Raw genomic sequence first — 12,647 nt, forward strand, 5'->3', positions numbered from 1 at the left:
GGATCAGCGCACTGTGGCATCTACAGTCACCTCCCAGCACACCTACCGAATCAGTCATTCGCCTGCGATGAACTCCCACGCAACGAAGTCGTTTCGCCGCAAATATCCGCCACATCTCGCCGGGACCGACAGGAGCGAATCCCAGTCGAAGTGACGGCGCCCACGCCGCCACGAATCCCCGCACGGCCCGGTTAGGTCATTCGACAGATGGCGTTGTGATCCCCGGCCGGAAAGCGATCGCTCTTCCCGGGCGAGACGTCCGGACCGCACGTCTCGCCCGGGGCGACCGTCAGGAGTAGCGGAACAGCCGGTACTCGGCGACCGCTCGCAGACCGAGACGCTCGTACACCGGCCTGCCCATGGCGGTGGCCTGCAAGGTTGTGACGGGCAGACCGCGACGGCGCCCCTCGGCGACCGCGGCCGCGGTGAGCGCCGCGCCGATGCCTCGGCCGCGGTAGGACTCTTCCGTCGCCACCACGTAGATCCCCGCCACACCGTCGCTGTCGAGCAAAGCCGACGTAGCGACAATGCGCCCGTCCATGCGCCCGGCGAAGCGGATCAGGTGCTGCGGCGCCTCCGGGTGTCCGGCCTCCATGAGCACAGCTGCGCTCCGCTGATCGGTGGCCACGCCCAGGGGATCCGCGTACGCGTTCACCCAGGCCTCCAGCGAGCCCGGCGTGGTGACCCGCTCGATGGTCAATCCGGCCGGGACGTCGACCTCGGCCAGCTCGTCGACGGGCGCCGCCATCACCGGTATCCGACCTACCTCGACCCCACCGGCGGCGAGTAAATCCTCGGCCAGACCGGAATAGCTGTCGGGGCCGACCCACCAGATCCAGGGCAGAGCATCGAAGATCTTGGCCCGGAGGATCGCTTCGGCGAAGTGGCCGGCGGTGACACGCAGAATGCCGTTCAACTGGCCGTGCCGTACGCCGCTGCGGTACAGCGACACTCCGTCGTCAGTTCCTTCTCCACTGTCGTAGCCCAGCCAGTACCGCCGGCAGTTCTGAAGCTGTGACGCCACACTTCGCGCCTCATCGAAGGAAGTCATGTCTCATACGACGGCCCGCACGGCTGATGTCTCATACGGCGACCGAAATGGTGGATCGTTGACCCGGCCGGACGGGCGTACGTCGTGTCGTGGTGTCCCGGCGCCCTACGGTTCGATCACGAGCCGGCTGATGTGGTCGCCGTCGAGCGTGAAACGGTAGTGCAGATCGACCTCTCCACCCGGGAAGTCGCCTTCCAGATGCTGAATCACGTCCCATCCCGTCCCGCCGTCCCGGGAGGCGCCGGCGAATTCGGTGGTGTACGTGTACTCGCCGGCCGACTTGTCCAGCCAGCCCCGGATCTGGGCGCGGCCGTGGTAGGTCTGACCCTCGTCGGTCACCACAGCATCGGCGGCGAACGGGCCGATCGCCGTCTCCGTGGCATGCTCCTGGTGCGCGGGCAGATACGTGGTGATGGCGGTCGGCAACTCGTCCCAGGAGAGGTTGGCGCCGCGGCTTGCTGTCGTGTCCATACCCCGACGATGTGGTCTCCCCCCGGGAGAGGGTCCAGCTCTCTGGCGCATGTCACTCCGCGATGACCCCTGACCGGAGCGCCGAGGACCTGGTCGCGCCTGCATTATGCCCTGCGGGCGCTGCGGGACGGGTCAGTCCTTCTCCGCCCGCAGCCGTTGCACGGCGGCGAGCTCTCGACGGCGTCCGATCATGACGCGAGCGTAGGTGGTTCGTCCCGTGTTGCGACCGTCAGGCGGGGCTCACCCGGAAGACCGGCCAGCCGATCTCGGTGCGCCATCGCTCGGCGTCAACGGCGTCCCGAGGACCGACCAGGTAGGTCTCGTGGACCGGACCGTCGATGCCGAGGGTGTGGGAGACCACCCAGGCGCCGAGACGCCCGTAGGTGACGTCGATGTCGTCGTGGGGACCCGCGTGGACGGTCACCGCAAGATCGGCTGCCGGCATCTCGAGGATCTCGATCCGGCCGACCCGGCTCGGCCGGCGAATCGGCCGGAATACGGTCATTGCGCCGACGCCTTCGGTGAACAGTTCGTTGGCGTAGAGCCCGCCGGGGGCCCCGGTGCGTTCGGTGGACGGGAACGCCGCGTCCAGCTCGTTCATCGCCGTGTCGAACCAGCTGAGCGCGTCCTCGAGCGCCACCGCCGGCGTGTTGATGGCCGCGACCGACCGGGCGGGAACCGACCTCAGTTCGACCTCGAGCTCAGCCGCGGCCGGGCGCAGCAGTTGGCGCAGCGACACCACCGCGGCTCGCGTGCGGTCAAGCTCGGCTTCCAACCGGCGCAGGTGACCGGCGATGAACTCGGCCCGCTTCTCCGGGTCGTCGGTCGCGAGGATGGACTTGACCTCCGCCAAGGGCATGTCCAGCTGCCGAAGCCGGTGGATGACCTGCGCGGTCGGAATCTGGTCGGACTCGTAATACCGATAGTTGGTGAACGGGTCCACCGTCGCCGGTTCCAGTAGCCCGGCCTCGTGATAGCGGCGCAGGGTCCGCACACTCAGATGACTGAGCGTGGCGAACTCGCCGATGGTCAAGCCGTCTCGCATCGTCCCAGTCTCCCTCCCGGGCCTCCCCGCACGGGGGAGGCCCGGCATCACCTCAGGCGTGCGTGGATCGGATGAGGTCGGCCGCCTTCTCACCGATCATGATCGTGGCGGGGTTGGTGTTGACGCAGACGAGGCGCGGCATGACGGACGCGTCCGCCACGCGAAGCCCGTCGACGCCGTGAACCCGCAGGTCGGAGCCGACCACCGCGTCGGCCTCGCTCCCCATCGCGCAGGTGCCCACGGGGTGGTAATACGTCCCGGTGCCCCACCGCAGATACTCACGAAGGCCCGCACGCTGCCGCACATTCGCACCGGGCAGCACCTCCCGGCCCCGCCAACTGTCGAAGGGCGCCGTCGCGGCGATCGTCCGCGCCACCTCGAGGCCCTCGACGAGGCGCCGGACGTCGGCCTCCTCGGCGAGATAGTTCGGGTCGATCAGCGGAGGGACGCCGGGGTCGGCCGAGGCCAGTCGAATCGTTCCCCGCGACTCGGGCACGGTCGCCACACCGAACGTGAAACTGTTGGGCGGCGCCTCCAGCGCGGGCCGATGGAACGGCGCCTCGATGAACATGATCTGCATGTCCGGGCCGGGCAGGGTGGCGTCGCTGCGCCACAACATGGACGTCTCGGCGTGGTTGGCGCGGGCCGCCGGGATCGGCTGTGACGCCTCGAAGACCAGGCTGGCCAGCGGATGATCGAGCAGGTTCCGGCCGACGCCGGGCAGGTGCTGCACCACCGGAATGCCCAGGCGTCCCAGGTCCCCCGCGTCGCCGATGCCGGAATACATCAGCAACCGGGGCGAGTCGATCGCGCCGGCGCTGACCACGACCTCGTAATCCGCATAAGCCGAAGTGAGCTCACCGCCACGGGCGTAGTTCACGCCGACACAACGCCCGCGCTGGATGATCAACCGGTGCACGCGGGTGCCGGTCAGGATGGTGAGATTCGGCCGTTTGTCCGCCACCGGGTGCAGATAGGCGGCCGCAGTGCTCTGCCGCCGTCCCTCGGTGATGGACAGGTCGTGCCAGCCCACCCCCTCAGGCACCGCGCCGTTGAAGTCCTCGGTCCGCGGATACCCGGCCGCCACGGCCGCGTCCACGAACGTCCGGGCGAGCGGGTTGGGATCGGCGGCGATCGCCGGTCGCATGGGGCCGCTGTCGCCGCGGAACGCCGGGTCGCCGCCCACGACGGTCTCCATCCGGCGGAAATACGGCAGGACCGAGGCGTAGTCCCAGCCCTCGGCGCCCAGTTTCGCCCAGCCGTCGAAGTCGGCGGGGTGACCGCGGAGGTACACCATGGCGTTGATGCTGCTGGAACCGCCGAGGGTGTGTCCCCGGGGCCAGTCGTGTTGAGCGTTCCCGGTGCCGGCCTGCGGAACGGTGACGTAGGAGTAGTCGACGGCACTGCCCCACAGGGCCGGCCAGGCCGGTGGGACCGAGATCTCCGGCAGGGTGTCGGCCGGCCCGGACTCGAGAAGCAGCACCCGTACGCGGGGGTCCTCGGACAGGCGGGCGGCGACAACGGCCCCGGCCGATCCCGCACCGACCACGATGAAGTCATAACTGTCTGGCATGCCACCAACGGTGTCCCGGCTCGACCGCGGGTGATTGACCATTCCCGCCTGGCCTTTTGACCGCCGGCGACTGAACTTTCCCGGGCGCCGGGCGTCGTGGATGACGTGACTTCATCAGTGGTGGAAGCGGGGTGGCCGTCCAGGGTTCAGGCCTGCGACCATCGCCCTGCGGATCGAACGGGCGGGCCGACCGGCAGTAGGGCCGGCGCGACGCTCGGCTCCCTCATTGCCTCTCGGGCCAGCGGGAAGCCACAGACCTTGCACCGTACGCCACCGGCCGGGCGCCGGAGGGACGCCGACCGTCTCAAGCTCTGTATGCAGATCGACGGGGTCGCCACGGTCAGCCAGAACGGCCGGCACGTGCGCATCGCGCCCGGACAGATGGCGCTCTACGACCCGGGCCGTCGCTACGACTTGCGACTGGAGGAGCAGTGGTCGTGCATCGTGCTGGCGTTCCCCCGCGATGCCCTGTCGCTGCCGGACAACGTGGTCCGGCAGGCGATGCGGCGCCCCCACCCGTTCCGTGAGGGGCCGGGGGCTGTGCTGGTGGACTTCGTCACCGCCGCCCTCGACCAACGGATGTCGATCGGTACCTCCGCCGGACGCCTGGGCGAGGCCGCATTTCACCTCATCGCCGGCGCGCTCGACCGGAGGGAACCGGGCGACGACGAAGCGGTGGCGGACACCCGACGGCTGGGCGTCCTTCAGTACGCCCGCGAACACCTCACGGATCCGGGCCTGACCCACGACGGGATCGCCGCCGCTCACCGGATGGCCCCCCGCAGCCTGCACCGACTGTTCGAACACGAGCCGCACACGGTCACCGAATACATTCGTCAGCGGCGCTTGGAGTCGGTGCACAGGGACCTGACCGACCCGCTCTTCGACCATCTCAGCATCGCCCGGATAGCGGCTCGCTGGTGCTTCACCAGCCAGGCGCACTTCACCCGGGCGTTCCAGGCCCAGTACGGCATCTCGCCGTCGGCGGTTCGCCGCGCGGCCGCAACCGCTCGCAGCACTTGACACTTCCCCATTTCCGCTGTGCAATATATTGCATGCTACGCTCTCGGGAGGTCGATACACCCGATGCCCGCGCGGCCCGTGTGGCACTGTCGGTGACCACGGCCATGCACGAGCTCGCCCTGCACGAGGCTTTCCCGAGCCTCTCAGACGGCGCCTTCGACGCCATGCGGCAAGCCAACACGCGTTTCGCCGGTGCTCTGCGTGTGCATGACGTGGACGCGGCGATCGCGGCCGACGACCAGTTCCACGCGGTGGCGGTCACCCTTTCCGGCAACGCTGCCCTGCGCACGGTCCTCGAGCAGTTCACGCCTCCTCTGCGACGAGCCGAACGGCTTCGGTTCTCCTCACCGACCGGTCATGACTCGGTTGCCCAGCACGCCCGCGTCATCGAGCTCAGCCAGGCAGGCGATCTCGAGGCCGCGGTCGCCGCCACCCGCGCCAACTGGCAGACCCTGGCACCTCTGCTGGGCCTCCCCGGCGCCACTCCGGGCCGGGCCTGATCGAGGCTTGACCGGCACGGAGAGCTTCCTCGACCGCCGCGGCCTCACCGAGGCGACAGTCGAACCGCTGACCTCGAACGCTTCCGCCCAACTGGTGGACGCTCGCTTCCCCACCACGGCGCCACGTGCCCGGCAGCGGCTGCTCGACCTCGCCCAGGGCAACCCGCTGGCCCTCGTCGAGCTTCCGACCACCCTCACCGACTCCCTCGGGCATCTGTCGAGGCAGTCCGGCGTGGCACCTCTGAGTGATCAGCTTCAGGCAGTGTTCGCCACGAGAGTCGCCGAACTGCTCGACGCCACCCGGCTACTGCTTCTGCTCATCACTTCAGGGCAGCGGCGACGTACGCAGTGCTGCTGCGGGATCCGGCGGCCGAGAGCTGGCTCTTCGAGGCCTCCCGGCTACGCCTGGCCTTTGCCGAAGATTTGCGTCGGCGAAAGAACCTCTCGGCCGCCCGCGCCCATTTGATAGTGCCCGGTGACGGTTTTGCCGCCATGGGTGCCGAGCCGTGGCCGGCCCGCACCCTGACCGAACTCCGCGCCACCGGATATCGACCGGCCCTCGCCGTGCGGCCGACCCCCGACCTGACCTCTCAAGAAACTCGAGATCGCGAGCCTGGCGGCCGGCGGTCTGACCAACAAGCAGATCGCTGACCGCCTGTTTCTCTCGCATCGCACGGTGGGTGCCCACCTCTACCGGAGGTGTTTCCCCAGCTCGGCGGCTCGTCGCGGGCGGGGCTGCGGGACGCGGCGAAACTGATTCTCGGCGGCTAGCGTAAACAAATTCCCGGCCGTATTATCGAAAGAAAGACACATGAGTTCTGCCACAAAAGTCCTTGTGCAAGCGTCGCAGAACCCGATACACAACGGCGTAACTAGCACTTAAGTAGGATTACACAGGCGTCTCTCTACGCTTTTCCGAACCAACCGGAATTGCTATGGGGACGAGACTTATGACCACCGCGACCAGCGTTGTCGACCGCCATGCCGCACCTGTGCGAACCGGATTCGGCGCTGAGCACCGGGAGCGCCGCGCCGAGGTTCAGATGCGGGAGATTCACCGCAACAACGGCGGCGCCTTGTTGCACTTCCTGCGCAGCCTGGTTTCCTCCAGCGCCTTGCACACCGCCGAGGACCTCGTCCAGGAGACCATGCTCCGAGCCTGGCGGAACCTCGACGCCGTGCCGGTCGAGGCCGAGTCGCAGCGGCGCTGGCTGTTCACGGTGGCCCGTCGGCTGGCCATCGACGCGTACCGCAAGCGGCAGTCACGGCCCATGGAGGTCAGCCTGATCGACACCGAACCGGCCGCCTCCGGAGGCGAAGCAGCCGAGATGGTGATCGCCAAGCTCACGCTGCGGCACGCCGTCAGCGACCTCAGCCCTGCCCACCGGTCCGTCCTGCAGGAGCTGTATGTCGAAGGCCACACCCTCGACGAGACCGCGACCCGGCTCGGTGTTCCGGTCGGCACCGTCAAGTCCCGAGCTCACTACGCCATGCGCCACCTGCGTAACGCACTGATGAGCGGGTGAGTCCTCCCGCATCGGACGCCGGCCGGCGGCATCACACCGAGGATCGAAGGAGTAAGGAGTGCACGAGAGAACCCGGCCCACCGAGACAACGCGGCATCTCCATCGGCTCCTCGGACGGCTCGGCAGCCATTTCTGCGACGGTTTCGTCGAAGACCTGCGAACTCGGTTGGTCGAAGGACATCTGGTCGAGGTCGCGCAGGCCGTCGTCTTCGCCGTTGTCGCCGAACCCCTCGACCTGACCGATCCTGAGGTCGATCTGTTGATCGACACGCTCACCGGCCAGGGCGAGGACACCGCGATGGCGCAGACCCTCCGGCGAGCCGGCCGGAGCCGGCCGTCGCACCGCGACCTGGTAGGGCCGACCGATGCCACCCGGGCGCTGGTCTGACCGCCCACGGTCTGCTAAGAGGTCGGACCGCTGTTCGCATCGAGGTCGAAGACCTCACCCAGACTCAACCAATTGTCCCGGGCGGCCGCGGCCGCTCCTTCCGCATCCCCGGCTTCGCACAATGCGATGATGCGGTCGTGCAAAGCCACCGACGCGCGACCGTTGAGCGACGAGAAACGCAGCCGCTCCATTCGTCGTAGCACGGGCGTGTACTGGTCGATCACCGCGCTCGCCACCGGATTGGCGGAGGCCCGCACCGCGATACGGTGGAATTCATCGTCCGAGGCAATGGCCCCGTCGACGTCGTCGGCCTGCAGGGCCGTGGCGAAACGTGCGTTGGCCGCCCGCATGGCGTCGATCTCATCGGCCGACAGATGGGACACCGCCTCACGGACAGCAAGCTCATGCATCGCGGCCGTCACCGTCTGCGCGGCTCGGGCGATGCGCCCGTCCAGCGGGCTCACCATCGTGTAGCGGCCCGGCTTGGTCTGAACCAGCCCGGTCTCCTCGAGCCGGGTCAGCGCCTCGCGCACCGGAGTGCGGCTCACCCCCAGCCACTGCGCCAACTCGGCGTCGTTGAGCCGCTCCCCCGGGGCCAGAGTGCCGTCCACGATCGCATCGAGGATGGAACGGTAGGCGTTCTCGCGTAGCAATGATCGCGAGATCACGCCTTGACGCTCGGGAACCGGCATGCAACATATTCCACACGGCATAGCGGCCGGGAGTCAACGCGGCACATCACAAATCTGCACGACAGTGTGGCGTGTTCGCACCTGCGTCACGGCCGGGTCAGCAGATCCTTGTGGTTGGCACGAAAGATCTCCTTGGCGAAGTGCTGGAACACCACCCGGCGAACCGGGGACGGCAGGTGCCGGGCCCGATCTCGTCGGTGATTCTGGTCCAGTACGAAACGCAGGCGGCCGGCGCGACGCTCACGGTAGGCGGCCAGCAAGGCTGGGACCTCCGCACCGTCCCGGGCCCCGGTGAGCGTCTCGGCCAGCACGATCGCATCCTCCATGCCCATCGCGGTCGCCTGCGACATGCTGGGAGAGCACGCATGCGCCGCGTCACCGATCAGGGCGACCCGCGGGTGGGCACGGTCGAAAGCGCTCACTTCGAACAGCGGGGCGAAATGAGCATTGTCGGCGTACGCCAGCAGTTCCGACGCCGGCGCTCCGAAATCGGCGAACAACGCCCGCCAGTTCCCGGTGGGTCGCTGTGGATCGGCGCTGTCCATCGCCGCGGAACAATAGGCCTGACCATGGCCGACCGGCACGGACAGGAACGTCCGCCCCCGGTCGCCCAGCATCACTGTCCACGCGTCCGCCGGCAAGGTCGCCGAGGGTGCCAGGAACCGCCAGCACACTTGCCCCAGGAACCGCGGCTGGACGTCCGCGAAGGCGTGGAGCCGAACCGCCGAGTGCAGACCGTCGGCCCCGACCACCAGGTCGTACGAGGCCTGCCGACCATCACGGAAAGTGACTGTGCCGTCGCGGCTGACCTCCCGGACGCCGGTTCCGAAGCGGACCTGCGATGACCCGACCGCGCCGAGAAGCAAGGCGTGCAGATCCGTGCGGCGCATCGCCACGCAGTCGTCGACCTCACTCCAGATCGCGCCGACCGGGAACTCGGCCAGCAGACGGCCGCGCTTGTCCTTCAACTGCTGCCGGAGCACCGGCTGGGAACGGCCGACGAGTTGCTCGGACAAACCTAGATCCCGGAGTGCCCGTACCGCATTACCGGGCAGATAGAGCCCGGCGCCGGTGATCCTGGGGGCGGCATCCCGCTCGACCAGATCCGCGTCGATCCCGCGCAGGGCCAGCGCCCGCTTTGCGGCCAGTCCGGCGATGCCGGCCCCGGCGATGAGAATCCTCAGCGTTGTCATCAATCCCTTCCCGGCCGTGGCGGTACGCCGCCGGCTCAGTGGGGTTGACGCAGACATGACAGGCTCGTTCGAAAAATCGCCGCCCTGTGGCGCAGCACGCACCGGCTCCACCGGTCACCCCGGCACCGACGTGTCGTATCTCACCGCTACCGGTATGAGAGTTGCCCGCGGGTGCGCGTCGGAACGGTTGAGGAGCCACGCGTCCGTCCGGCACGGCTCCCCGGCGGAGCGTCTCGGCCGCACGGTGGTTCGGACCGACTGCACAGAATGCGGAAACGATGACCGACAAGGCACCATCAGAGCAGCGATTCGCCGACGCGGTGCAGGCGGCTCAGCAGATTGAACAGTGGTCGACCGGCGCGCAGGCTCTCGCCTTGCTCACTGCGGTCCGCGAATGGGGCTGGACCCGGTTCCTGAGCACGTCGCGCGACATCAGGCGGTTGGCCGAGTTCACCGGGCTGACCCCCGCCCAGCTCGAGACCGTCCTTGACGCGCTGCGCCTGTTCGGCGTGGTGGAACACGATGGTACGGAAGTCTGGTTGAGCCCCACCTTCGCCGCCTTGGCCGCCGATGACGCGTGGCTCGCCCTGCCCGACGTGCTGGACAACGCCGAGGTGAGCCGGCGACTGATTCAGGGGGCTGTCCCCGCCACCCACGGACCGCTGTCGGCCGGCGACGCCCTTGTCGTCGCCCGGACCACGGGCGGGCGTCCCACCACAGTCACGGCCGCCCTGTTCGAACGGTTGCTGCGGGACCTGCCGGAGTGGGCGGAATCCCTGCGGGAGGGGAACCATCTCGACGTCGGATCCGGCATCGCCACCGCCACGCTCACTCTGAGCTCGCTCTTCCCGCAGATGCGAACGACGGCGATCGAGCTCGTGCCCGAGGTCGCTGCCGAGGCGAGGCGCCGGGCGGAACAGCATGGCCTGGCCGGCCGGGTCGACGTGAGATGTATGGACGCGCGGGACTTCCCCGCCGAGGGCACTTTCGACAGCGCCTTCTGGGATCAGCCGTTCTTCCCGGAACCGACGCGGACCGCCACGCTGGCAATGATCCGTCGCGCCCTGCGCCCCGGCGCCCTGTTGAGCGTGCCGGAGGAGGACGCTGAAGCACAGGACATCGACGAGCGGTCCGGCGCCCTCCGGCGACTCCTGCGCGCGCAGTGGCGGGCGCCGCGGGATCGCAGCGCGGCCGAACTGGCGGCTGAGGCTGAGGAGGCCGGGTTCACGGTGGAACGTGTGGCGCCGACCAGCTTCGGGCGCTTCGTGCTCCTGCGCCGACCGGCCGACGTCGCCGAGCCCGGCCCGGCCCGGCGATGACGAGGAGTGGCCCGATGACCCCACCTACTTCGGGCCCGGCCGGCGCCTCGGTGACCAGCGTGACGCTGTCGCCGCCGGAGGCGCAGTTCGTCGAGGCCTTCCTGGGCGCGGCTACAGCGGTACGGCGCCGGGTCAGCACCGACCTGGCGCGGCAACACAACATCACGCTCAGCGAGTACGAGGCACTGCGGCATCTGGCCGACGCGACGGACCACCGTATGCGTCTGCAAGACCTCGCCAGCGCCCTTGCCCTTTCCCGGAGCCGGATCAGCAGGATGATCGAGGGCTTCGAGAGAGAAGGTCTCATCGAGCGCGAACGTCCTGCGGACGATCGTCGTGGCTGGTACGCGATCCTCACCCCGACCGGCCACGACTGGCTGGACCGCTGCGAGCGGACCTTCGTGTGGAGCGTGCACCGTCACGCATTGACCGCGCTCGACCCGGACACCATCCAAATCATCACGGCGGCGGCACGCCGGCTGACACTGCCCGCGCACAAGGACGCTTCGGCACCGCCCCGCCAGGAGGCGCGGCTCTGAGCAGCAGGGAGACGTGTGGCGGGAAGGGCGACGCCCTGTCCCCGCCACACGTGGATCCGATCCTGGTTTCAGGCCCAGTCGTTCTCTCCGGGCAGCGGAATCACTTTATGGGGATCCTGCGCCGCGATGATCGACGCGATCTTCTCGGGCGTCCACTCCGGAGGCATCTTCCCCGACGGGTCAGGATCATCGCCGTATTCGAGGAAGAACTGCTCCGGTCCGGCCGGGGTGTAGAAGACCAGCAGGGTCGCAGTTCGGTCGGTCAGGTTCTTGAACGCATGGCGAGTCCCACGGGGGATGTAGACGAAATCGCCGGGGCCGGCGTCGAAGGTGCCCGAACCGTTGATGAAACGGAACTCTCCGGACTCGATGTAGAAGGCCTCGTCCTCATCTCCGTGAGCATGGGCGATGTTGCCGAAACCGGGGGCCACGTACATTTCCAGCAAGGCCAGCCGGCCGTCCGTCTGATCGCCGGTGACCTTGACGCGGCCCTGCTCCTGCCCACCGTTGAGAAGCTTCAGCGGCCCTTCGCTCTTGCCCACCCGGAACCCCCTCGCCGCCGTCCAGATGGGGTCGTCCCGGCCCGGAACAGCTGCTTTCAGGTCCATGTCGTTTACCGCCTCATCCATTGTCAGGCCATTCGCCCGAAGAAACTACGCCCGGCTCGTCCCGAACCTCAATGTGAGCAGCGGCATGTAGCGAAATCATCAGGCCCATGAATTTCTTTGCCCCCGATACGTTCTGGACAGAGATCCGTGGCCACGTGAACGACATGTCACGGCGTCCGTCTGTCCTTTTGCCGGTCGATGAGATCCGAGGAGGGAAAATGGTGCAGGAAAATTCTGACGATCTTATTCTCCGCTGCCCTGACATGCTGCTGCGCGTCGCCGGCTGGACGTCTGACTCGGTCCTGACCACCGCTCGCGCCGACCTGGCCGGGCGCAGGATCGCCGAGACGGCCGGCCGGGTGGTGGACGCCGCGGTCGCCCTCACCGGCGAGCCGGCCCGGCTGGACGAACCGGATGGCGTCGCGGCCACGACCGTAAGCCGGCTGCCGGGCGCGGTCGCGCTAATCCGCCATAGCCTGCTCGACCAGCCGGCGGCTGGCATCCAGAGCGGCGCTGACCGCCTGGGTGATGGCGACCTCCAGTGCCTCCACCTCGGTCAGGGGTAGGGCCTGGGGGTCGACGCGGACGGCTCGGACGTCGCCGAAGCCGCTGACCACGACGGTGACCGTGCCGTCGGCCGACCGGCCGGTGGCCGAGGCGTGGGCCAGCCGTTCCTCCAGGTCGATCACCGGAAGTTCGGGGGCGGGTTGCATGGCTTC

At 68.5% G+C, this 12,647-nt stretch carries 16 protein-coding genes; 8 read left to right on the forward strand and 8 right to left on the reverse strand.

The genetic code is table 11. The features are described 5' to 3' along the window. Positions 1–289 precede the first annotated feature (289 nt). The 4 genes from LXN57_RS39040 to LXN57_RS39055 form a co-directional block, all read right to left on the reverse strand. Positions 290–1,024: a GNAT family N-acetyltransferase gene (locus LXN57_RS39040; protein ID WP_251803260.1), complete on the reverse strand. Its 735-nt coding sequence runs from the start codon at positions 1,022–1,024 to the stop codon at positions 290–292. 132 nt (positions 1,025–1,156) lie between these two features. Then, positions 1,157–1,522 (reverse strand): nuclear transport factor 2 family protein, encoded by a 366-nt coding sequence (locus LXN57_RS39045; RefSeq protein ID WP_251803261.1) that lies wholly within the window; start codon positions 1,520–1,522, stop codon positions 1,157–1,159. A 229-nt stretch (positions 1,523–1,751) separates the two neighbouring features. Then, a complete protein-coding gene (locus LXN57_RS39050; RefSeq protein WP_251803262.1) occupies positions 1,752–2,567 on the reverse strand; it encodes a MerR family transcriptional regulator in 816 nt (271 codons plus the stop codon). Between the two features lie 52 nt (positions 2,568–2,619). Next, positions 2,620–4,140, reverse strand: coding sequence for a GMC family oxidoreductase (locus tag LXN57_RS39055; protein ID WP_251803263.1), 1,521 nt, complete (start codon positions 4,138–4,140; stop codon positions 2,620–2,622). Between the two features lie 120 nt (positions 4,141–4,260). Between LXN57_RS39055 and LXN57_RS39060 the strand changes: the two genes are divergently transcribed. From LXN57_RS39060 to LXN57_RS39085, 6 genes are all read left to right on the forward strand, one after another. Next, positions 4,261–5,163, forward strand: coding sequence for an AraC-like ligand-binding domain-containing protein (locus LXN57_RS39060; RefSeq protein ID WP_251803281.1), 903 nt, complete (start codon positions 4,261–4,263; stop codon positions 5,161–5,163). A gap of 32 nt (positions 5,164–5,195) precedes the next feature. After that, on the forward strand, positions 5,196–5,663 hold the full coding sequence (locus LXN57_RS39065; RefSeq protein WP_251803264.1) for an FCD domain-containing protein: 468 nt from the start codon (positions 5,196–5,198) through the stop codon (positions 5,661–5,663). Positions 5,664–6,011: 348 nt separating this feature from the next. Then, the gene (locus tag LXN57_RS39070) at positions 6,012–6,314 is read left to right on the forward strand and encodes a hypothetical protein (protein WP_251803265.1); all 303 of its coding nucleotides are present in this window, start codon (positions 6,012–6,014) and stop codon (positions 6,312–6,314) included. After that, a complete protein-coding gene (locus LXN57_RS39075; protein WP_251803282.1) occupies positions 6,307–6,420 on the forward strand; it encodes a hypothetical protein in 114 nt (37 codons plus the stop codon). Before LXN57_RS39070 ends, LXN57_RS39075 begins: the two co-directional genes overlap by 8 nt. 193 nt (positions 6,421–6,613) lie before the next feature. Beyond that, a complete protein-coding gene (locus LXN57_RS39080) occupies positions 6,614–7,189 on the forward strand; it encodes a sigma-70 family RNA polymerase sigma factor (RefSeq protein WP_251803266.1) in 576 nt (191 codons plus the stop codon). A 58-nt stretch (positions 7,190–7,247) separates the two neighbouring features. Continuing rightward, on the forward strand, positions 7,248–7,577 hold the full coding sequence (locus LXN57_RS39085) for a hypothetical protein (RefSeq protein ID WP_251803267.1): 330 nt from the start codon (positions 7,248–7,250) through the stop codon (positions 7,575–7,577). Between the two features lie 14 nt (positions 7,578–7,591). Here LXN57_RS39085 and LXN57_RS39090 read toward each other — a convergent pair whose 3' ends face one another. Both LXN57_RS39090 and LXN57_RS39095 read right to left on the reverse strand, forming a co-directional pair. Next, a complete protein-coding gene (locus LXN57_RS39090; protein WP_251803268.1) occupies positions 7,592–8,269 on the reverse strand; it encodes a GntR family transcriptional regulator in 678 nt (225 codons plus the stop codon). A gap of 86 nt (positions 8,270–8,355) precedes the next feature. Next, complete coding sequence (locus LXN57_RS39095) at positions 8,356–9,462, reverse strand: FAD-dependent monooxygenase (protein ID WP_251803269.1); 1,107 nt, start codon at positions 9,460–9,462, stop codon at positions 8,356–8,358. A gap of 278 nt (positions 9,463–9,740) precedes the next feature. Between LXN57_RS39095 and LXN57_RS39100 the strand changes: the two genes are divergently transcribed. Then, a complete protein-coding gene (locus LXN57_RS39100; RefSeq protein WP_251803270.1) occupies positions 9,741–10,781 on the forward strand; it encodes an SAM-dependent methyltransferase in 1,041 nt (346 codons plus the stop codon). A gap of 50 nt (positions 10,782–10,831) precedes the next feature. Next, positions 10,832–11,320 (forward strand): MarR family winged helix-turn-helix transcriptional regulator, encoded by a 489-nt coding sequence (locus tag LXN57_RS39105; RefSeq protein WP_251803271.1) that lies wholly within the window; start codon positions 10,832–10,834, stop codon positions 11,318–11,320. A 68-nt stretch (positions 11,321–11,388) separates the two neighbouring features. On the opposite strand, the gene LXN57_RS39110 is transcribed toward LXN57_RS39105, so the two are convergent. Next, positions 11,389–11,949, reverse strand: coding sequence for a cupin domain-containing protein (locus LXN57_RS39110; RefSeq protein WP_251803272.1), 561 nt, complete (start codon positions 11,947–11,949; stop codon positions 11,389–11,391). Between the two features lie 440 nt (positions 11,950–12,389). Continuing rightward, the gene (locus LXN57_RS39115; protein ID WP_251803273.1) at positions 12,390–12,641 is read right to left on the reverse strand and encodes a YbaB/EbfC family nucleoid-associated protein; all 252 of its coding nucleotides are present in this window, start codon (positions 12,639–12,641) and stop codon (positions 12,390–12,392) included. Positions 12,642–12,647 lie beyond the last annotated feature (6 nt).

It is taken from the genome of Paractinoplanes hotanensis, from assembly GCF_023717965.1.
Lineage (GTDB): Bacteria > Actinomycetota > Actinomycetes > Mycobacteriales > Micromonosporaceae > Actinoplanes > Actinoplanes polyasparticus.